Source organism: Amycolatopsis nalaikhensis, from assembly GCF_030264295.1.
Classification (GTDB): domain Bacteria; phylum Actinomycetota; class Actinomycetes; order Mycobacteriales; family Pseudonocardiaceae; genus Amycolatopsis; species Amycolatopsis nalaikhensis.
Window position 1 is genome coordinate 9,528,991 of sequence record NZ_CP127173.1, and the last position, 20,325, is coordinate 9,549,315.

Annotated in this window: 22 protein-coding genes; 13 read left to right on the forward strand and 9 right to left on the reverse strand. The window is 71.9% G+C overall.

The features are described 5' to 3' along the window. Positions 1-26: 26 nt before the first annotated feature. Complete coding sequence (locus QP939_RS46240; protein WP_285453183.1) at positions 27-401, forward strand: MerR family transcriptional regulator; 375 nt, start codon at positions 27-29, stop codon at positions 399-401. 5 nt (positions 402-406) lie between these two features. On the opposite strand, the gene QP939_RS46245 is transcribed toward QP939_RS46240, so the two are convergent. After that, entirely contained in the window at positions 407-1,180 is a 774-nt protein-coding gene (locus QP939_RS46245) for an SDR family NAD(P)-dependent oxidoreductase (protein ID WP_285453184.1), read from the reverse strand. Positions 1,181-1,265: 85 nt separating this feature from the next. Between QP939_RS46245 and QP939_RS46250 the strand changes: the two genes are divergently transcribed. Further along, positions 1,266-2,114 carry a helix-turn-helix transcriptional regulator gene (locus tag QP939_RS46250; protein WP_285453185.1) on the forward strand — a complete coding sequence of 283 codons (849 nt, stop codon included), beginning with the start codon at positions 1,266-1,268 and terminating at the stop codon, positions 2,112-2,114. Here the strand turns inward: QP939_RS46250 and QP939_RS46255 are convergent. Continuing rightward, positions 2,111-2,869 (reverse strand): SDR family oxidoreductase, encoded by a 759-nt coding sequence (locus QP939_RS46255; RefSeq protein WP_285453186.1) that lies wholly within the window; start codon positions 2,867-2,869, stop codon positions 2,111-2,113. The two genes, QP939_RS46250 and QP939_RS46255, sit on opposite strands and share 4 nt — an antisense overlap. A gap of 100 nt (positions 2,870-2,969) precedes the next feature. Here QP939_RS46255 and QP939_RS46260 point away from each other — a divergent pair, with 100 nt between their 5' ends. After that, the gene (locus QP939_RS46260; RefSeq protein ID WP_285453187.1) at positions 2,970-3,830 is read left to right on the forward strand and encodes a helix-turn-helix transcriptional regulator; all 861 of its coding nucleotides are present in this window, start codon (positions 2,970-2,972) and stop codon (positions 3,828-3,830) included. Between the two features lie 407 nt (positions 3,831-4,237). On the opposite strand, the gene QP939_RS46265 is transcribed toward QP939_RS46260, so the two are convergent. Continuing rightward, entirely contained in the window at positions 4,238-5,065 is an 828-nt protein-coding gene (locus QP939_RS46265; protein ID WP_285453188.1) for an SCO6745 family protein, read from the reverse strand. 96 nt (positions 5,066-5,161) lie between these two features. Next, positions 5,162-7,438 carry a protein kinase domain-containing protein gene (locus QP939_RS46270; protein ID WP_285453189.1) on the reverse strand — a complete coding sequence of 759 codons (2,277 nt, stop codon included), beginning with the start codon at positions 7,436-7,438 and terminating at the stop codon, positions 5,162-5,164. A gap of 149 nt (positions 7,439-7,587) precedes the next feature. On the opposite strand from QP939_RS46270, the gene QP939_RS46275 reads away from it, so the two are divergent. Beyond that, positions 7,588-8,100 (forward strand): hypothetical protein, encoded by a 513-nt coding sequence (locus tag QP939_RS46275; protein ID WP_285453190.1) that lies wholly within the window; start codon positions 7,588-7,590, stop codon positions 8,098-8,100. A gap of 3 nt (positions 8,101-8,103) precedes the next feature. Here QP939_RS46275 and QP939_RS46280 read toward each other — a convergent pair whose 3' ends face one another. Genes QP939_RS46280 through QP939_RS46295 form a run of 4 tightly spaced genes read right to left on the reverse strand, consistent with a single transcriptional unit; the run spans position 8,104 to position 11,059 of the window. Then, positions 8,104-8,898, reverse strand: coding sequence for an IclR family transcriptional regulator (locus QP939_RS46280; protein ID WP_285453191.1), 795 nt, complete (start codon positions 8,896-8,898; stop codon positions 8,104-8,106). A gap of 21 nt (positions 8,899-8,919) precedes the next feature. Then, a complete protein-coding gene (locus QP939_RS46285) occupies positions 8,920-9,861 on the reverse strand; it encodes a PDR/VanB family oxidoreductase (RefSeq protein ID WP_285453192.1) in 942 nt (313 codons plus the stop codon). Next, positions 9,858-10,037 carry a hypothetical protein gene (locus tag QP939_RS46290; protein ID WP_285453193.1) on the reverse strand — a complete coding sequence of 60 codons (180 nt, stop codon included), beginning with the start codon at positions 10,035-10,037 and terminating at the stop codon, positions 9,858-9,860. The genes QP939_RS46285 and QP939_RS46290 overlap by 4 nt, the downstream gene beginning before the upstream one ends. Further along, a complete protein-coding gene (locus QP939_RS46295; RefSeq protein WP_285453194.1) occupies positions 10,034-11,059 on the reverse strand; it encodes an aromatic ring-hydroxylating dioxygenase subunit alpha in 1,026 nt (341 codons plus the stop codon). Before QP939_RS46295 ends, QP939_RS46290 begins: the two co-directional genes overlap by 4 nt. 191 nt (positions 11,060-11,250) lie before the next feature. On the opposite strand from QP939_RS46295, the gene QP939_RS46300 reads away from it, so the two are divergent. From QP939_RS46300 to QP939_RS46340, 9 genes are all read left to right on the forward strand, one after another. After that, positions 11,251-11,724 carry a MarR family winged helix-turn-helix transcriptional regulator gene (locus QP939_RS46300; RefSeq protein WP_285453195.1) on the forward strand — a complete coding sequence of 158 codons (474 nt, stop codon included), beginning with the start codon at positions 11,251-11,253 and terminating at the stop codon, positions 11,722-11,724. A 70-nt stretch (positions 11,725-11,794) separates the two neighbouring features. After that, positions 11,795-13,183, forward strand: a complete 1,389-nt coding sequence (locus QP939_RS46305; protein WP_285453196.1) for an MFS transporter — start codon at positions 11,795-11,797, stop codon at positions 13,181-13,183. 18 nt (positions 13,184-13,201) lie between these two features. Beyond that, entirely contained in the window at positions 13,202-14,374 is a 1,173-nt protein-coding gene (locus QP939_RS46310) for a M24 family metallopeptidase (RefSeq protein WP_285453198.1), read from the forward strand. Continuing rightward, positions 14,371-15,414, forward strand: coding sequence for an aminopeptidase P family N-terminal domain-containing protein (locus QP939_RS46315; RefSeq protein ID WP_285453200.1), 1,044 nt, complete (start codon positions 14,371-14,373; stop codon positions 15,412-15,414). The genes QP939_RS46310 and QP939_RS46315 overlap by 4 nt, the downstream gene beginning before the upstream one ends. Continuing rightward, positions 15,411-16,490, forward strand: coding sequence for an ornithine cyclodeaminase family protein (locus tag QP939_RS46320; protein WP_285453202.1), 1,080 nt, complete (start codon positions 15,411-15,413; stop codon positions 16,488-16,490). Before QP939_RS46315 ends, QP939_RS46320 begins: the two co-directional genes overlap by 4 nt. A 26-nt stretch (positions 16,491-16,516) precedes the next feature. Then, on the forward strand, positions 16,517-17,029 hold the full coding sequence (locus QP939_RS46325; RefSeq protein ID WP_285453204.1) for a LeuD/DmdB family oxidoreductase small subunit: 513 nt from the start codon (positions 16,517-16,519) through the stop codon (positions 17,027-17,029). Continuing rightward, on the forward strand, positions 17,026-18,306 hold the full coding sequence (locus tag QP939_RS46330) for a 3-isopropylmalate dehydratase large subunit (RefSeq protein WP_285453206.1): 1,281 nt from the start codon (positions 17,026-17,028) through the stop codon (positions 18,304-18,306). The genes QP939_RS46325 and QP939_RS46330 overlap by 4 nt, the downstream gene beginning before the upstream one ends. Further along, positions 18,303-19,550, forward strand: coding sequence for a 3-isopropylmalate dehydratase large subunit (locus QP939_RS46335; protein ID WP_285453207.1), 1,248 nt, complete (start codon positions 18,303-18,305; stop codon positions 19,548-19,550). The genes QP939_RS46330 and QP939_RS46335 overlap by 4 nt, the downstream gene beginning before the upstream one ends. After that, the gene (locus QP939_RS46340; RefSeq protein WP_285453208.1) at positions 19,547-20,044 is read left to right on the forward strand and encodes a LeuD/DmdB family oxidoreductase small subunit; all 498 of its coding nucleotides are present in this window, start codon (positions 19,547-19,549) and stop codon (positions 20,042-20,044) included. Before QP939_RS46335 ends, QP939_RS46340 begins: the two co-directional genes overlap by 4 nt. Before the next feature lie 16 nt (positions 20,045-20,060). Here QP939_RS46340 and QP939_RS46345 read toward each other — a convergent pair whose 3' ends face one another. Continuing rightward, entirely contained in the window at positions 20,061-20,324 is a 264-nt protein-coding gene (locus QP939_RS46345) for a DUF6510 family protein (RefSeq protein WP_285453209.1), read from the reverse strand. Position 20,325: the final 1 nt, after the last annotated feature.

Sequence of the window (20,325 nt, forward strand, 5' to 3'; positions counted from 1 at the left end):
GTCGCCACAGGACACAGGAGGACGATGTGCGGATCGGTGAACTGGCCACCCGGACCGGGGTGAGCGTCCGGTCGCTGCGCTACTACGAGCAGCAGCGCCTGCTGACCAGCCGGCGCAGTGCCGGCGGGCAACGGCACTTCACCGAGCACGACGTCGAGCGCGTCGGCTCGATCCAGCGGATGTTCGCCGCCGGGCTCAGCAGCCGCACCATCGCCGACCTGCTCCCGTGCGTCGACTCCCCCGGTGAGGAAACCGCCGACGCGGCCGCGGCCCGGATGCTGCGGGAACGCGACCGGCTCACCGAGCACATCGCCGAGCTGGTCCGCACCCGCGATTCCCTCGACGAGCTCATCGCCGTCAACCGCGCATACCGCACGGCCCTGGAAACCGCCGCGCGGTAACGGCGTCAGGCGCCCGCGCCGCCGTCGACCGGGATGATCGCGCCCGTCACCATCGAGGCGCGGTCGCTGAGCAGCCACGCCGCCACCTCGGCGACCTCGCGCGGCTCGGCCATCCGGCCGAGCGGGGTCGTGGCGGTGATCCGCTCGACGACACCGGGGGTGGCCGCTTCCCAGCTGTCGATCATCTCGGTGGCCGTACCGCCCGGGGTGATGCCGTTGACCCGGATGCCCTCCTTCGCCCAGGTCACCGCGGCCGTCTCGGTGATGCTGTTGAGGGCTCGCTTCATGGCGCCGTAGGCGGGCAAGGCGGGGTTGGCGCGGCGGCTGCCGATGCTCGAGGTGTTGACGATCGCCCCGCCGCCGTCGCGGCGCATCAGCGCGGCCTCGGCCGTCATGGCCGTCCAGTGCGCGCGGAAGTTCACCGCGAACTGTTCGTCGACGTCCTCGTCGCTGGTGGTGTCGAGCGGGCCCGGCCGCTGGATGGCCGCGCCGTTGTTGAACGCGCCGTCGAGCCTGCCGTGCAACTGCCCGACCCGGTCGACGGCGGCACGGACGCTCGCCCGGTCGGCGAGGTCGAGCGCGACGGCGTCGGCGACGCCGCCGTCCGCGCGGATCTCGGTCACGATCCGCTCGAGGGCGTCGGTGCCGCGGGAGGCGAGCACGACGGCGGCGCCTTCCTTCGCGAACAGGCGAGCCGCGGCCGCGCCGATGCCGCGGCTCGCGCCGGTGATGACCACGACCTTGCCGGTGAGCAGGCCGATCGGAGTGCTGGTTGTCATGCCCCCAGCGTCACGCGGTCCGCGAGCCGGAGACAGGTACAGACGGTGTCAGGCTCCGCGGCCGCCCGGCGCGCACACTGGGGGTATGGACAAGCAGGAGCTCGGGGCGTTCCTCCGCAGCCGCCGCGAGCGGCTCCGGCCGGAGGACGTCGGCCTCCCGTCGGGACCGCGGCGGCGGACGCCGGGCCTGCGCCGCGAGGAGGTCGCGGTGCTCGCGCACATCTCCACCGAGTACTACGTCCGGCTCGAACAGGGCCGGGCGCCGCGGCCGTCCGGCGAGGTCCTGGCCGGGATCGCGGGCGCGCTGCGCCTGACCGACGCGGAGTCCGGCCACCTGCACGTCCTGGCCGGCACCGCGCCGGTCCGGACCGGCACGCACCGCCGCGACGTCCGCCCCAGCATCCTGGCGCTGCTGGAACGGCTCCCGCAGACGGCCGCGTTCGTGACGTCCGCGGTGTTCGAGGTCCTCGCGTGGAACGAGCTGGCGGCCGCGCTCATGGAGGACTTCGCCGAGCTCACCCCGCGCGAGCGCAACCTGGCGCGGCGGGCGTTCCTCGGGCCGTCGCGCCCGGACGCGGTGCTGTACGGGATCTCCGACCTCGCCGAGTTCCGCCACCACGTCGTGATGGAACTGCGTGGTGCCCTCGCCCGGTACCCGGCGGACCCGGCGGTGACCGGCCTGGTGGACGAGCTCCTCGACGGCAGTGCGGAGTTCGCCCGGCTCTGGGACCGCCGCGACATCCAGGCGGTGCCGGTGCTCAGCAAGACGTTCCGGCACCCGGCGGTCGGGGAGCTGACCGTCGACTGCGACTCCCTCGCGCTGACCGACCGCGACCAGCACCTCGTGCTCTACACCGCGCCGCCGGGCTCCCGCGACGCCGAGGCGTTGGCCCTGCTGAGCGTCCTGGGGCCCGAGGCCGCCGCTCGGCGTTAGTGCGGGTCGGTGCCGTTGAGCGTCGCGACGACGTCGTCGTAGTCGCCGCGGACTTCGCCGTAGCGCAGGAACTTGACCCGCTCGACCTGGATTTCCCTGGCATCCGGCTGGGTCTCGAAGAGGCTCATGACCTCGGTGATGAACGCGTCGAGCGGCATGGCGTGGTCGTTCTCGGCCTGGCCCGGCAGGAGGTCGGTCTGCACCGACGGCGGCACCAGCTCGACGACCCGCACCGAGGTGTCGGCCAGCTGCAGCCGCAGCGATTCGCTGAGCATGTGGATGGCCGCCTTGGACGCGTTGTAGCTCGGCGTCACCTTGAGCGGGGTGAAGGCCAGTCCCGAAGAGACGGTCACGATCGTGGCGTCCGGCCGGGTCCGCAGGTGCTCGACGAACGCGCCGATCAGCCGGATCGGGCCGAGCACGTTGGTCGTGACGACGTCCTCGGCGGACTCGAGGAACGTCTCGGGCTGGTGCCAGTCTTCGACGCGCATGATGCCGGCCATGGTCACGAGCACGTTCAGCTCGGGGTAGCGGGCGATGACCTCCTTGGCCGCGGCCTGGATGCTGGCGGCGTCGGTGGTGTCGATCCGCACGGTGCCGATGCCGGGGTGCTCGGCGGCGATCTTCTCGAGCAGCTCGGTGCGGCGACCGCCGACGACGACGGTGTTGCCCCGGTCCTTGAGGGCGAGCGCGAGCGCCAGGCCGATGCCGCTGGTGGCGCCGGGGATGAAGAGGGTGTTTCCGGTGATGTCCATGCCCCCGAGTCTCACCGGGCCGCGGCACCGGCGGCAGAGACCGCTCATCGGGGGATCGGCGATCCCTGGTTGCGCCCGCGCCGGGCGCGATACTGGAGGCATGGATCGAGCGGAACTGGCGGCCTTCCTGCGACGGCGGCGGGAACAGCTGCGGCCGGAGGACGTCGGCGTCCTGCCGGGCGCGCGCCGTCGCACGGCCGGGCTGCGCCGGGAGGAAGTCGCGTCGCTGGCCGGGATGTCGACGGACTACTATACGCGCCTGGAGCAGCGCCGGGGTCCGCAGCCCAGCGAGCAGATCCTGACGGCGCTGGCCCGCGCGCTGCGCCTGACCGACGACGAGCGCGACTACCTGTTCGAGGTGGCCGGCCGCACGGCCCCCTCCCCCGCGGCGACGGCCGCCCACGTGGCCCCGGCGTTGCTGCGGGTGCTCGACCGGCTTTCGGACACGCCCGCACTGATCCTGTCCAACCTCGGCGAAGTCTTGGTGCGCAACCGCCTCGCCGAGGCGCTCTACGGCGGCCCGGCCGAGCACACGGGACTGGCGCGCAGCGAGATCTACCGCTGGTTCACCGATCCCCGCGAGCGCCTGATCTACCCGGAGCACGACCGCGATCGCCAGAGCCGTGCGCTGGTCGCGAACCTGCGCGCCGCCCACGGTTCGATGGGGCCGAACTCGCGAGCGGGTGAGTTGGTGCGGGCGCTGACCCGCGAGAGCGAGGAGTTCGCGCGGCTGTGGGAGCGGCACGAGGTCGCGAAGCGGTTCGAGGACCACAAGGTGCTCGTGCACCCGCAGCTCGGCGAGATCGAGGTGGACTGCCAGGCGTTGTTCACCGAGGACCAGTCTCAGGCGCTGCTGGTGCTCACCGCGCCTCCGCGTACGGAAGCGTTCGAGAAGCTGCAGTTGCTCGCTGTGCTGGGTAATGAACGGTTCGACGAGCCGGTCGGGCCGGTTCGGGAGTAGCGCCGCGCGGCCGCGCGAGGTCGCGAATGACTCATTCGGGACCGCTGGCGTCGCGAATGACTCATTCGCGACCTTCGCCGCGCGGGCCGAAACCCGCACCCGGACACCAGATCGGCCGCCCCCGCCAGACCGAACGCCACCGCCACGCAGCCGCACGACGTCGCGAATGACCCATTCGGGACCGCTGGCGTCGCGAATGACTCATTCGCGACCATCGCCGCGCGGGCCGAAACCCGCACCCGGACACCAGATCGGCCGCCCACGCCAGACCGAACGCCACCGCCACGCAGCCGCACGACGTCGCGAATGACTCATTCGGGACCACCAACGTCGCGAATGAGTCATTCGCGACCATCGCCGCGCGGGCCGAAACCCGCCGGGACGCGAGCCGCCGAGGCACGTCCGGCCTATATCGGGAAGACCGCGCGGAAGGCCGCCGAGATCGGGATGAGGTCGGTGACCAGCCGGTCGAACTCGGCCGCGGTCAGCGCGTGGTACGGCACCTCAGCGAGCCGGTCGGTCATCGCCTCGACCCGGGCCTTCGCGGCGCGGCCTTCGGCGGTGAGCCAGCCGTCCGTGCCGACCAGACCGCGGGCGCGCATCCCGTCGATGACCGCGTTCAGCTGGGCGGCGGGCAGGTGCCAGACCCGGCCGAACTTCTCGGCGGGCAGGTCCACGGACAAGGCGTGCAGCACGTGCGCCTCCGTTCCGCCGATGCCCTCGGCCATCAACGCGACCGTGTGGCCGTCGCCGCGGTGCTCGCGCAGCAGGGTGGCCGCGTGCCACAGCCGTGCCACCGGCTCGCGCGGTACCGGGAGCGCGCGCAGGGCCGCGTAGAGCGGGCGTCCCTCCACCGGGGCGCTGGTCGCCGCCTTGAGCAGGAGGTCGGCGGCGCGCGCGACACTCGCGTTGTCGGCCAGGTCGCCGAGGATCCGGCGCATGCCCGCGACGCAGCCCCGCTCGCGGGCGGCCAACGCCGCTTCCGGCGTGGTCAGGTCCCAGACCCGCGGGATGTGGCGGGCCACCTCGCCGGGGGCGAAGTTGTAGAAGATCGCGTGGACGACGTCGGCGGGCACCGACCGGCCGAACGGCGCCGCCCGGCCGGCGAAATAGGCGTCCCACGAGTTGCGCAGGCCCAGCGCCATCAGGGCTTCGTCGGACTCGTCGGCGAAGTAGGGCACCAGGCCGAGGGGCTCGACCAGGTCGTACATGCGGCGGGCTACCGGCTGCGACATCTCGTCTCCTGCGATCGGTGGCGGCGCCTTCGTGGCGGCCGCTCATCCAGGCCACGAACAGCCCACCCGGGATTCGACACCCGGCCGGAAAATTTCTCAGTGCGGCCGGGAGAGGTCGCCGGGCTTGAAGGCCTCCACCGTGTCGGTGACCGGTTGGTCGAGGTCGGTCTTGCGGGCGGCCGGGTAGACCCAGCGCAACCCGGCCGTCGACCCGGCTCCGAACGCCTCGTGCTCGTAGAAGATCTTGCCGTCGCCCTGGAAGCCGGAAATCGTGTAGCCGTTCCTGTCGGCGTTCCGGAACGTCACGCGGCCGCCGTCGCCCTCCACCGAGGCGACCACCTGGGCCAGCTTGTCCGACGGTCGCACGCCCGCCGAGTTCGTTCCCCACACCGTCAGCGTCGCGCCGAGGGCGGCGTTGGTGAACCGCATCCCTTCGCCGTTCTCCGGGACCCACGACGACGCCGTGTACCCCGGCGGCACCAGCGTGGTGAAGCCGAACCGGGCGTTCGTGTACGTGTCCCCGGCCACGGGCGGCGGTGCCGACGTCGAAGAAGACGAAGCGGCCGAAGTGGTCGGCGACGCACTCGGCGCCGTCTTGCCCAGCAGCGTCAGGAACTTCGGCAGCAGCAGGTCGTCGAGCTCGGCGTACGGCAGCACCACCGACTCGTTCCCGGCCTCCGTGGCGCAGCCGAGGTCGTACCACAGGATCTCGAACTCGGCGCCGGCCTCGGTGAAGCCGAACGTCGCCGCCGGGACGTGGTCGCCGCCGGCGGGCCGGTCCGCGGTGTCGATGCTGACCCGTCGCTCCGGGTACCCCTCGACCGTCGGCACCGTGCAGAACCCGTTCTTCGTGTGCGGGCTCAGCCGCTGGGTCAGCGTCCGCATCCCGGCGGCCGTCAGGATCTCGGGCCGGAAGATGTCCTTCGGACCCAGCACCTGCCCGGTGGCGAGGTCGACGGTGAGCGCTTCGGGGAACCGCCAGGTGGTGTGCGAGAGCACGTCGGAGTCGAGGTCGTGGTCGTAGCGCACGGACAGCAGCCCCGGCGTCTGCCGCAGGACGCGTGCCGTCGTGCGCACCCCGACCGTTTCGCCGTCCTGCCGCAGCCGCTCCAGCGTGCTCGGTTCGGCGACGCCGTCGTGGATGGACTTCAGCCGCTTGTCGACCGGGGCCTTCAACGCGTCGTTGGTCCGCTGCCGGACCGCGGCGTCCGGCCCGCCGGACACCTGCGGGTACTGCAGGTCGTAGGTGATCGGCAGCGCCGGGTCCCGGCCCGTCGTCGACTGCAGGGCGACCGTCAGCGGCGCCGGCGGGGCGGGCGGGTCGTCCCCGCCCGGGATCAGCAGCAGGCCGCCGGCGACGAGCCCGCCGAGGATCGCGACCGCGATGGCGATCTTGCCCACCACCGCCGCGGTCACCCCCGTCCCGGCGCCGGTGGCCGTCGCACCGGCTCCGGCACCGGCCGCGGCGAGCGGCGCGGCGGCCGTGCCCGCGGTCGTCAGGAGCGCCAACGGCGTCAGCGCCGTCAGGGCGGCGGCCGAGGCGGCCAGCCGCTTCCAGCCGCGCTTCTCCCAGTTCTTGCCGTAGGCCTTGCGCGCGATGGCTTCCAGGTCTGTGACGAAGGCGTGCGCCGTCGCCGGGCGCCACGCCGGGTCCTTCGCCATGCCGCGCAGGATCAGCGGGCGCAGCGCCTCGGGCACCGCGTCCATCGGCACCGGCGCTCCCCCGTGCAGGGCGCGCAGCTGCTCGCTCGTGTCCGCCTCGAACGGCCGGTGCCCGGTGACGCACTGGTAGAACACGCATGTGGCCGCGTAGACGTCGGTGGCGGGCACGCCGGGCTGCCCCGCCCACTGCTCGGGCGCCATGTAGGACGGGGAACCGGCGGTCAGTCCGTTGTGGCCGTCCAAAGTGGCCAGTCCGAAGTCGACCAGCTTCGACTCGCCTTCCCGCGACACCAGCACGTTGCCCGGCTTGTAGTCGCGGTGGACCACGCCGACCGCGTGCGCGTCGGCGAGGCCGAGCAGCGAGCCCTTCAGGATCGCCAGCGCCGCCTCGGGCGCCAGGACGTTCTCCGCCACGAGCAGCGCGCGCAGCGACACGCCGGGCACCGCCTCCATGACGAGCGCGGCGCCCTGGGGCGTCTCGACGAAGTCGAAGAGCCGGACGACGTGCGGGCTCCGCACGCCGGACAGCAGCCACGCCTCCCGGCGGAAGCTGTCGGCGATCCGGGGGTCCGCGAGGAATTCGGCGCGCAGGTACTTGATCGCCACCATCTTCCCGGAGGCCTCGTGCTTGGCCAGCACGACCCGCCCGAAGCCGCCCGTGCCGAGCACGTCCACTTCGGCGTACCCGGGCACACTCCAGGTGTCGTTCATCCCCTGCCGCTTCCCCTCGCTGTGTCCGCTCGCGGTGGCAGACGATAGCCCGCCCGTGTCCCCGTTCGTGGCAATTCATGCAAAAGTGTCACAGTTGCCTGGTCACGGCGCTAGCCTCGGACTACCTCGACCGACCTGAAAGGTACTCCATGTCCGCTCGCGCACTCCCCCTGCTCGTCACCGGCGTCGCCCTGCTGCTCGCGGGGTGTTCGGGCGGGAGCGACACCTCGGCGACCGGCTCGGGCAGCGGCCTGTTCCCGGCGGCGACGTCGTCCGGTGAGCCCGGCGAGACGTCGGAAGCCAAGCCGACGACGGAGCCGGTGGGCGACGACGCGGTGGGGCGCTACGAAACCTACCTGCACGCGATCGGCAACGAGGACGTCGCCACCGCGTGCGAGATCGGCCGGATCGCCGCCGAGAAGCGGGGACGCGGCGACTTCGGCCCGTGCGAACACTCGATGGAGATCCAGTTCGGGATGTACTCCCCGGACGAGAAGCGGGCGATGCGGGCCGCGACGGTGGACCGGTCCCGCGTCGACGCGTCGGCGACGCGGGTCGACATCCCCACCCGGGCGGTCAAGGTCGACGTCGAGCTCATCGAAACCGAACTGGACGACGCCACGATGGAACTGCGCGACGGGAAGTGGTTCCGCACCAGGTGAGCGTCACCGGGGCCGCCCGGCCGGGAAGACCCGCGATGGCCCGCCCGCCAGCGCCCGGCCGATCCCCCGCGCCGCCGCCATCACCAGGGGCGCCAGCGCACTCGGCTGCGTGCTGTCGGCCCGCACGACCAGCGACACCGCGGCCGCCACGCTGCCGTCCGCGGCGAAGACCGGGGCCCCGACGGACAGGGCGTCGACGGTCACCTGGCCGTCACTCACCGAGTAGCCGAGCTTGCGGACGTCGGCGAGCATGCGGCGCAGGTGGGCGGGATCGGAGACGGTCTTGGGCGTGAAGGCGCGCAGGGGCGCGCCGAGCACCTCCTCCTGCACGGCCGCGGGCGCGTGGGCCAGCAGGACCAGCCCGACCCCGGTGGCGTGCAGGGCGAACCGGCCGCCGACGCGGGTCCACACCGGCACCGCGTCGCGTCCCGCGATGCGTTCGACGAACACGACCTCGAGGCCTTCGCGCACGGCGAGCTGGACGTTCTCGTGCGTCACCTCGTACAGGTCTTCGAGGAAGGGCATGGCCGCGTCACGCAGGCCCAGCCCGCGCGGGGCGAGCGACGCCACCTCCCACAGCCGCAGCCCGACGCGGTAGCGGCCCGCCGCGTCGCGCTCCAGCGCGCCCCACTCCACGAGCTCCGCCGCACGCCGGTGCGCGGTGGCGAGGGAGACGCCCGAGCGGCGGGCCAGCTCGCTCAGGCTGAGCTCCGTGGCGTCCGGCGTGAACGCCTCGAGCAGCGCCAGCACCTTGCTCGTCACCGAGGTGCCGGCGCCGGGCTCGGCTCGCCGGGTCATCGCCTCACGCTACCCGGCGCGTCACAGGTCCAGCACCAGCCGCGGGCCCGCGCAGCGCGACACGCAGATCATCATCACGTCGCCCACCTCGCGTTCGGCCGGGGTGAGCACGGCGTCGCGGTGGTCGGGCACGCCCGATAGGACGCCGGTCTCGCACGTCCCGCACGTACCCTCGCGGCACGACGACAGGACCTGCACACCCGACTCCTCCACGACCTCGAGCACCGACCGGTCCGCCGGGACCACGACCGTGCGTCCCGACTGCGCGAGTTCGACCTCGAACGCCGTTTTCGCCTCGGTGTCCGGTTTCGCGGTGAACCGCTCGACGTGCAGCGTGCCGGGCGCGCAGCGCTCCTCCATTGCCGCCAGCAGCGGCTCCGGGCCGCAGCAGTAGACGGCCGCGCCCGGCTCGGCGGCCAGAGCCGCGTCGAGGTCGAGCAGGCCGCGCTCGTCCTGCGGGACCAGCTCGACGCGGTCGCCGTAGCGGTCCCGCAGCTCGGCGGCGAACGCCATCGACGCCCGTGTGCGGCCGCCGTACAGCAGCCGCCACCGCGCACCCGCCGCCTCGGCCGCGGCGATCATCGGCACGATCGGCGTGATGCCGATGCCGCCCGCCACGAACAGGTAGTGCGACGCCGGTCCGAGCGCGAAGTGGTTGCGCGGGCCGCGCACGCGCAGGGTCTCCCCGTCCGTCAGCCGCTCGTGGACGTGGGCGGACCCGCCGCGGCCGTCCGGCTCCCGCAGCACGGCCACCTGCAGCACCGACCGGTCGGCCGGGTCGCCGCACAGCGAATACTGCCGCACGAGGTCGGGGCCCAGCACCAGGTCGACGTGCGCGCCCGGCTCCCACGACGGCAAGGCCGCGCCGTCCGGGGCACGCAGGGTCAGCCGCACGACGCCGTCGGCGAGGCGTTCCTTGGCCGCCAGCACGACGTCCAGCTCGAGGTCGGGAGAAACGCTCATCGCTCCCCCGCTTCGTGGCCGTCGGGGTGGGCCAGCAGCCACTCCCACAGCTCCACCGGGTCCTCCGACTCGTGCTCGGCGCCGCAGTGGCACACCCCGACGAGCACGTCGGTGCCGAGCTTCCAGTGGATGCGGACCACCGCGTCGCCGGACAGCATCGCCACGCGGGCGCTCACGAGGCCGCCAGTTTCGCGAGGATGCGCCGCGCCGCCAGTCCGCCGGTGTCGATGTTGACCGAAAGCTCCTGGTACCCCTCGGGTTCGGTGGCGATGACGCGCTCGAGGATGTCGAGCGCGCGCACGTCCTGCAGCACCACCGTGCGGTTGTTCTCGGCCAGGAAGTCGGACACGCCCTGGTCCTCGAGCGCGAAGTCCCGGGCCACGGCCCAGAAGTCGTGCGTGCTGTGCTCGGTCTCCGGGGTGATGGCGTAGACGACCTCGACGTGGAAGCCGTCGGGGTCGGTGCCGTCGTCGTTCGGCAGCACGCCGACCGGCGCGATCCGGCTGTGCAGCAGGTACAGGCACGGCGGGTGGTACTCGATGTCCTGCCAGCGGGTGATCCGGCCCTCGATGCCGGTGGACTTCGCGTAGAACGTCGGGCACTCCGCGTCGGCCATGTGCCTGCTGACGTAGATGATCCCGCGGTCTTCGTCGACCTCCGTGGTGATGGGCGTTTCCGCGACCTCCGGCGTCCCGATGTAACCGCCGTGCAGGTAGGTCTCGTGGGAGAGGTCGAGCAGGTTGTCCACGAGCAGCTCGTAGCGCGCGGCGAGCGGTTCCATCCCGCTCACGGTGGTGTAGTTCGGATCCGCCAGCCACGGCGCGCGCGGGATCGCGGCCGGGTCGGCCAGGTCGCGGTCGCCGATCCAGACCCAGACGAACGAATCCTGCTCGACCACGGGGTACGACGGCACCCGCGCGGTGCGGGGAATCCGCTTCTGGCCCGGGACGGCCACGCACGAACCGGCGCGGTCGTAGGTGAAACCGTGGTAGCCGCAGATGATCCGGTCGCCGTCCAGGCGACTCTCGGACAGCGGGTAGCGGCGGTGCACGCAGCGGTCGGCGAGCGCGGTGACTTCGCCGGATTCGGTGCGGTAGAAGACGATCGGCTCACCGAGCACCGTTCGGGCGAACAGCTCACGCCCCACCTCGCGGCCGTAAGCGGCGACGTACCACTGGTTTCGGGCGAACGCTGCCATCGCGCCTCAGAAGCTCCTTCGGTCGGGGGTCGGCACCCGAAGTTCTCACCCCGGCCGCCGCGGCGGCCATCCCGCTTTTCACTGGCTGAAAAACTCGGCGGGTCACGAAATCGGCCCTTCCCAGCGGGCCGTTCCCGGACGTACAGTCGGCGCCGACGTTATTTCGGGTACCGGAACGTACGGGGACCAAAGTGACAACTCGCGACACCGAAACCTTCGACGAGCTGGGGCCGGACGCCTCCCTGGGCGAGGTCCTGCTGGCCCTCGGCGGGCGGCTGACGCGGCTCCAGACGGAACTGCTGGCCGGCCTCGAGCAGCCGCTCACCATCCGGCAGTACCGGATCCTGTCGAGGGTCGGGGCCGGGCACACGTCGCTCACCGCGCTGTGCAAGCTCGCGCACCGCAACCCGTCGACCATGTCCGAAAGCGTCGACAAGCTGGTCACCCAGGGATTCCTGTCCCGGAAGCCGTCGGCCAAGAGCCGGCGGACCATGCAGCTCGAGCTGACCGCCAAAGGGGTGGAGGCGCGGGACGCCGCGCGGCGCGCGCTCGACAAGTTCACCGCCGAGCTGACCGCGGGCCTCACCCCCGAGGTCCGCGCGCAGCTCCTGCCCGCGCTCTCCGGGCTCTACCACAGCGTCCAGGGCAACCTCGACGACCGGTAGCAGGCACGACCCGAGGGGGGGTCCGCAGAGCGCACAACCGCTGGTCCATGCCACAGAGAGGTGGCCCGCCATGCCCCCGTCCCCCACCGCATCGTCCCGTGCGCTGCTCGCCAGGCTCGACGAGTCGGCGTTCACCGCACGGCACCTGAAGATCTACGTAACCGTCCTGTTGGGACACTTCCTGTGCGGGTTCGTCATCAACCTGACCGGGGTGGTCCTGCCGGGTGTCATCAAGACGTTCCACCTCACCAGCGAATCGGCCGGGGTGTTCTCCTCGGTCCTGTTCGCCGGGATGCTCGTCGGTGCGGCCGTCGCCGGCACCGTGTCCGACCGGTTCGGCCGAAAGGTCCCGCTGGCCGTCACGATCATGGTCTACGCGGTGTTCTCACTGGCGGCCGTGTTCGCGCCCAGCTTCGGCGCACTGGTCACTTTCCGGGCGCTGCAAGGGATCGGGCTCGGCGCGGAGATCGCCGTGGCCCTGCCCTACATCGCGGAGTTCGTGCCGTCCCGCCACCGCGGGCCGCTCGTCACCGCGGCCACGGCCGCCTGGCTGATCGGCCTGCCGACGGCGGCCGCGGTCGGCACCGCGGTGGTGCCGGTGTGGGGCTGGCGGGCGATGTTCGCGATCGCCACGGTGCCGGTGCTCGTCGGCGCCGTCATGCTGGCCACGCTGCCGGAGTCGGTGCGCTACTTGCTGCGCCGCGGCCGCGTCGCCGCCGGCACGGCGATCGTCGACACGCTCTGCCGCGGCACCGGCACGAGCGCACCCGCCGAGCACCACGAGGCACCCGAGACCCGGGGCAGCGTGCGCACGCTCGTCGGCCGGCGCTATCTCCGCTACACGGTCGCTCTCTGGTTCATGGAGGTCTGCGCCGGCGCATTCCTCTACGGGCTGTCGAGCTGGCTGCCCTCGGTCCTCGAGAAGCAGGGTGTCGGCCTGCTGAAGAGCTTCGGCTACACGGCGATCATCACCACCGCCGGCGTGGTCGGCGCGATCCTGGCCGGGCAGCTGATCAACCGGATCGGCCGGCGCGTGGTGCTCGGCGCCGGGTTCGTCCTCAGTGGACTGCTGTGCCTGGTCTGGGGCACCACGACCGCCGCCGGCGCGGTGATCCTGCTCGGCTCGCTGGCGACGTTCTTCGGCAGCGGCCTGGCCGGCAGCACGCTGTTCGCCTACGCCAGTGAGCTCTACCCGACCGCGAGCCGCGCGACCGGGCTCGGCTGGGCCGCGGCGTGGCAGAAGGTCGGCGGGCTCGTCATGCCGGCGCTGGTCGGGTTCGTCCTGGCCATGCACACCACGCAGTTCGTGTTCTTCCTGCTCTTCGGGGTCATCTCGGTCCTCGCCGGGCTCGCCGCGCTGGTGGCGACCTTCGAGACCCGCGGCCGCACCGTCGAGCAGATCACCCAGGAGATCACCGGGACCCCGGTGGCGGCCACGCGCGCGATGGCCCGCTCCTGACCCACCCGTGGAGGAAACATGACGATCGACCACGCCCCGGCGCCCGCCGGAGCGGGCCTGTCCCCCGACGACCAGGCGGAGCTGCGGCTGCGGCACCGCAAGATCCGCGACGCGATGGCCGAGCAGGGCCTGGACGTCGTGCTCGCCTACGGCCCGGCCTGGCGGCGCGAGAACATCCGTTACTTCACCGACGTGACCCCGGCGGGCAGCGCCGCGCTCGTCGTCTTCCCGGCTGAAGGCGACGCCGTCGCCTTCTCGACCCGGCCGTCGGACCTCCCGGCGTTCACGGCGCAGGGCTGGGTCGGCGACGCCCGCCGCCTCGACCCGGCCGACCCGGCGGAGCTGGCCGTGGTCCTCAAGGAGCTGGCGCCGCGGCGCATCGGGATCGCCCTCCACGAGCTCGTGCCGCTCGTGCTCATGGAGACGATCCGCGCCGCGGCGCCGGGCGCCGAAGTCGTCCCGGCGACGAAGCTGCTCGACACCGCCCGGCTCGTGAAGAGCGAGTGGGAGCTGACCCGGATGCGGCGCAGCGCCGTGGTGTGCGCCGCGGGCTGGGAAGCGTTCGTCGACGTGCTGGAACCCGGGCTGCCGGAGTACCGGATCGTCGCCGAGGTCGAGGCCCGCCTGAAGAACCTCGGCGCCGAGGACAACTTCATGCTCATCGCCTCGGGACGCGACGAGGTCCGCGGCATGACCCCGCCCGGCGACCGGCGGCTCGAGGCCGGGGACATGGTGCGCACCGAGCTGACGCCCAAAATGGCCGGCTACTGGCTGCAGATCTGCCGCTCCGCGGTGGTGGGCAAGGCCGACGACGGGCAGCGCAAGTCGTTCGACCTGTTCAACGAGGCCGTCGAAGCGGGCATTTCCGTGGTGCGGCCGGGCATCACCGCCCACGAGGTCGCGGTGGCGCAGAACGACGTGTTCCGCAAGTACGGCTACGGCGAGTACTGCACGAGCGAGTACACCCGCGTCCGCGGCCACGGCCACGGCCTGCACCTCGACGAGACGCCGATCATCGAGGGCAACCACACGGTGCTGCCCGAGAATTCGGTGTTCATCATCCACCCCAACACCTACACGCCGCTGGCCGGCTACCACGTGCTCGGCGACCCGGTGCGCGTGACCGCCGACGGCTGCGAAGTGCTGATCACGACCGAACGCAAGCTGTTCGAGACAGGAGACGTGGCGTGAAACGAGGGTTGCACGTACTCGATCCCGCGGAGGTCCCCGACCGGGAGTGGCACGACCGCGTGGCCACCTTGCAGCGGGCCATGGCGGCCGAGGGCGTCGACGTCGCCCTCGTCTACGCCGACGTGTCGCGGTCGGACGACCTCGCCTACCTGACCAACCTGTGCCTCTACTGGAACGAGGGCGTGCTGGCGATCCCCGCCGACGGGCCCGTCACGTTCCTGACGAAGCTTTCGCTGCGGGTGCAGAACTGGATGCGGCGCTCGTCGACGGTCACGGAGTTCAGCAGCGGCAAGAACTTCGCCGACCTGGTCGCGAAGTACCTGCTGGAGGGGCCGACCGGCACCGTCGGCCTGGTCGACGCCGCGCTGTGGCCCGCCGACGTCGCCGAGGAGATCGTCGACGCCGTCCCCGGCTGGCAGGTCCGCCGCCTCGGCGGGCTGGTGCGCGAGCAGCGGCTGGTGCCGTCGGCGGCCGAGACCGAGCTGCTGCGCGCGGCGGGCCGGATCCTGGACGACGCCGCGGCGAAGGCGACGGTCGCGGGCAGCACCGCGGGCAGCCGCGTCGAGACGGTGGAACGCGCGCTGCGCGGCGGCGGGTTCCTCGACCTCTACCCGCTCTCGCTGTCCACTTCGGACGGCGTGACGTCGTTCGCCGTCACGGGGCAGTACCGCATGAACTGGGTGCACACCAGCCGTGTCCTCAGTGACGGCGACTGGCCTGACGCCCTGAAAGAGGCTCTCGCCAAGGCGATCGGCGCGGCCAGGGCCGGGGCCACCGTCGGTGCGCTCGCCGAAGCCGCCGCACCCGCATTGGCCAAGCTGCCCGACGGCGCGAAGGCCGAGGTCCGCTGGGTCAACCAGGCCGACTTGTCCACCGCGGGCGAATTCCGCGCCCAAGACCCCGCCACGGTGCTGACCGGCGGCGAGGCGGGCGCGGTGTCCGTGGAGGTCGCGTTCGCCGACGGCGGCACCGCGGCCGTGGCCGAAACCGTTCGCGTCACCGACGGCGAACCCGAACACCTGACAGGAGCACACCGGTGAGGATCCTTTCCAACGGCGACATCGAGCAGGTGCTCACGGCCGACGAGACGCTTGACGCGCTGGAGACCGCGTACAAGGAGCTGAACTCGGGCCAGGGCGCCAACCGGCCGCGCAACCACACGTACTTCCCGGTCGAGGACAGCCGTCACCCCGGCTTCCGCTTCCGGTTCAAGTCCCAGGAAGGCGGCAACGTCTCCAGCGGCGTGTGGGCGCTGCGGATCACCTCCGACATCGCGGGTGTCGAGACGCTGCCGAGCGGCGTGCAGCGGCGACGGCTCATCCCGGCCGCACCCGGCGGCCGGTACGTCGGGCTGGTCACGCTCTACAGCCTGACCACCCTGGAACCGCTGGCCATCATGCACGACAGCTTCATCCAGAAGATGCGCGTCGGCGCCACGTCCGCGCTCGGCATCCGCGAGCTGGCCAATCCGGACGCGACGGTCGCCGGGATGTTCGGCTCTGGCTGGCAGGCCGAAGCCCACCTCGAGTGCCTGCTCATGGTGCGGCCGGGCATCGAAGAAGTCCGCGTCTACAGCCCGACGGCCGAACACCGCGAGGAGTTCGCCCGCGTGTGGAGCGAGAAGACCGGCCGCAAGATCGTGGCGGTCGACGACCGGCGTGACGCCGTGGCCGGCTGCCAGATCGTCACCTGCGCCACCGCGGCCATGGAGCCGTGCTTCGACGGCGCGTGGCTCGACCCCGGCACGCACGTCACGGCGATCACCTCGCCGGACGGCACGGCCACCCGCCGCGAGCTCGACGACACGACGTTCGACCGCGCGGCCCGCATCACCGTGCTCTCGCGCGAGCAGGTGCACCACGACAAGCAGTACGACATCCTCGGGCCCGTCGAGCGCGGCCTGATGCAGTGGGACGACATCCGGGAGCTCGGCGACCTGCTGCTCGGCGACGCGCCCGGCCGCACCAGCCCCGACGACATCACCGTGTTCGCCAACAACACCGGCATGGGCATCCAGTTCGCGGCGGTCTGCGCGCGGGCGCTCGCCCTCGCCGAGCAACGCGAACTCGGGCACACCGTGCCGACCGACTGGTTCCTCGAGGAAACCAGCCCCTGACCGGAACTTCGAGCGGAGACGCAACCATGGGCAGTGAACATCGCGTCGGAGGCAAGGTCATCACCTTCGGCGAAAACGTGAACACCGACGTCATCATCCCCGGCCGCTACCTCGTGAGCATCGACCCGGCGGAACTCGCCGAGCACGCTTTCGAGCCGCTGGGGCCGGAAACGCAACAGCGGCTGCGGGCCAGCGAGGTCGTCGTCGCCGGCCGCAACTTCGGCTGCGGCAGCGCGCGCGAGCAGGCGGCGACGTGCCTGATCGGCGCGGGGATCAAGGCGGTCGTCGCGGCCTCCTTCTCCCGCGTGTTCTTCCGCAACGCGATCAACACCGGGCTCGTCGCGGTCGAGTCGCCCGCCGCGGCGGAAGCGGCGGCCGACGGCGGCGAGCTGTGGGTCGACTACGACGCGGGCACGGTCGAGACGGGCGGGCAGACCTTCCCGTTCAGCCCGTACCCGCCCGTGCTGCGGGAGATCATGGCCGACGGGGGCCTGATCCCGCACCTGATGGCGAGCTTCGCGGCGGGAGGAACGAAATGACCGGCAAGACCTTCGCGCAGAAGGCGATCGAGCGCGCGTCCGCGGTGACGGACCTCGCGCCCGGGCAGATCGTCGACGCGTACCCGGACCTGTACATGAGCCACACCGCGAGCTGGCGGTGCATCCGGACGCTGGAGAAGATGGGCGTCGAGAAGCTCTTCGACGTCGACCGCGTGGCGATGGTGATGGACCACCTCTCCCCCGCGATGAACGCGAAGACGGCCGCCGACCACGCGCTGTGCCGCGAGTTCGCGAAGAAGATGGGCGTGAAGAACTTCTTCGACGTCGACAGCGGGATCGCGCACATCGTCCTGATGGAGCACGGGCTCGTGCGGCCCGGGCAGTTCATCATCGGCACCGACTCGCACTCGACCATCTACGGCGCGCTGGGTGCCTTCGGCACCGGCGTCGGGTTCAGCGAGATCACCGCCGCGTGGGTCACCGGCAAGCTGTGGGTCAAGGTGCCCGAGTCGGTCCGCGTGGTCATCGACGGCGACCTCGCCCCCGGCGTGTACGCCAAGGACGTCATGCTCAAGCTCATCGGCGACCTCGGCGCCGACGGGCTCACCTACGACTCGGCCGAGTTCTCCGGCTCCTACGTCGCGGGCATGTCCGTGTCGGAACGCATGACGTTCTGCAACCTGGCCATGGAGATGGGTGCCAAGAACGCCTACGTGGCCCCGGACGCCACCACGCTCGCCTACCTGGACGAGGCCGGAGTGCCCCGCGACGAGCTGGACATCCTGCTGCCGGACGAAGACGCGGCCTACCGCGCGACGGTGACCCTCGACGGCCCGACGCTGGCCCCGCAGATCGCCGTGCCGCACACCGTGGACAACGTCGTCGGCGTCGGCGAGGTCGCCGGGACGAAGCTCGACCAGGTGTTCATCGGCTCGTGCGCCAACGCCAAGTACGACGACCTCGTGATCGCGGCCGACGTGCTCGCCGGCCACCGTGTCGCACCGGGTCTCCGGCTCATCGTGACGCCCGCGTCGGCGAAGATCATGGCGAAGGCGGCGGAAAACGGCGTGCTGACGAAGCTCATCAACGCGGGGGCGATGATCACGAACCCGGGCTGCGGCGCGTGCGCGGGCAACGGCGGCGCGATGGCCGACGGCGAAACCACGCTGTCGACGGCCAACCGCAACTTCCAGGGCCGCATGGGCAGCTACGACGCGAAGATCTTCCTGTCGAGCCCGGCGACGGCCGCGGCCTCGGCGATCCGCGGGGTCATCACCGACCCGCGCGAGGTCGTCGCGACGGCGGTGGTCGCGTGAACCTCGTCGAGAAGATCCTCGCCCGCGCGAGCGGCCGTGAATCGGTGGAACCGGGCGAGATCGTCGTCGCGAAGGTCGACCGGCTGATCATGCACGACCTGTCCGGGTACTTGACGTCGCAGGTGTACGAGAAGCGGGTCAACGTGCCCATCCCGGACCCCGAGCGGGCCGTCATGGTGTTCGACCACCACTTCGCCCCGCCCACCGAGCAGCAGGCGAACGTGCTGCGGCACAACCGGGAGTGGGCCCGCAAGCACGGGCTCACGCTGTACGACTGCGGCAACGGCAACCTGCACCACGCGGTCGTCCGCAATGGACACATCAAGCCGGGCATGATCGTGGTGGGGTCCGACAGCCACACTCCCGTGCACGGCACGCTGGGCGCGCTCGCCGTGGCGCTGGGCAACGACTCGCACGCCGGAACCGTGCTGCCGTACGGGAAAGCCTGGTTCAAGGTGCCCGAGACGACCCGGGTGCACCTCGAGGGCACGCCGAAGCCGGGCGTCACGCCGCGCGACGTCGCGCTGTGGCTCGTCGGCCGCATCGGCGAGGGCGAGCTGAACTACCGGGCCGTCGAGTTCGGCGGGCCGTACGTGCGCGGACTGTCCTTTTGGGACCGCTGGCTGTTCCCGTTGCTGTGCGTGGACCTCGGGGCGAAGTGCAGTTTCGTCGAGCCGGACGAGGTGACCGAGGCGTTCGTGCGGACGCTGCCGGGCGGCGGAGGAGACCTCCTGGTGCGCGGCGACGGCGAAGAGGCGGCGCAGGTGTTGCGTTTCGACGTCGGCGAGGTGGACCCGCAGGTCGCGTGCCCGCCGACCGTCGGCAACGTCAAGCCGGTCACCGAGGTCGCGGGCACGCCGGTCCAGTACGCCGAACTGGGTGGCCACGGCGGCGGCCGGTTGGCGGACTTCCGCGCGGCCGCCGAGGTCCTGGCCGGGCGCCGGGTTCACCCTGACGTCCGGTTCCACCTCGTGCCGTCCAGCCGCGAGGTGTTCGCCGAGGCGGCGCGGGAAGGGCTCGTGCTCGCGCTGCACGAGGCGGGGGCGACGTGGTTCCCGCCCAGCACGGGCTCGAACCAGGCCTACAACATGGGCGCGCTGGCCTCGGACGAGGCGATGATCTCCACGCACGCCCGCAACTTCCCCGGCCGCAACGGGAGTCCCGACGCGGCGATGTACCTGGCGTCGTCGGAGACCGTCGCCGCGTCGGCCGTGGCGGGCGTCATCGCAGGGAGGACCGCGTGAAGTTCGAAGGCCGCTGCTGGCGGTTCGGGGACAACATCCCGACCGACCGGCTCGTGAAGACGCAGTACGTGTTCGAACCCATGGACGTGCTGGTGCAGCACGTGCTCGAGGACCTGAACCCGGAGTTCCCGAAGAAGGTGCAGCCGGGCGACATCGTGTTCGCGGGCAAGCACTTCGGGCAGTCGTCGGGCCGCGCGATCGCCACGAAGGCGTTGCAGGCGACCGGGATCGGCTGTGTGGTGGCGGAGACGTTCGCGCGGACGTTCTACCGCAACTGCTTCGAGATCGGCCTGCCCGCGCTGGAGATCGGGCTCAACCCGGACCTGGCGGACGACGGCGACCGGGTGCGCGTCGACCTCACCACCGGCGAGTTCACCAACCTCACCACGGGCACGCGCGTGCGCGGCGCGGCGGCCGATCCGTTCCTGGTCGAGATGCTCGACGCGGGCGGGTTGATCGCCTTCGCGAAGAAGCGGCCGGAGGTGTTCCAGTAGGACGGAGTCCCGCCGGTCAGCCCGCCGACATGCGCAGGATCGCGATCCCGCGCATGTCGAGCGTGGCCCCGGCGGGAACTTCGGCGTACCGCAGCAGGACCTGGTCGCAGCCGGGGCACCGCGCGATGTAGCCCATCGGGGCGCCGTACACCGCCGCCGTCGCGAGGCGGTCGGTCCGGCCGCAGCCGGCGCACACCGCCGTCGCGCTCGTGACGTCGGCGGTGAACACGCTGCTCAGTGGGCCCGCCAGGACGTTCCCGTCGATGTGTGCGTCCGTCATT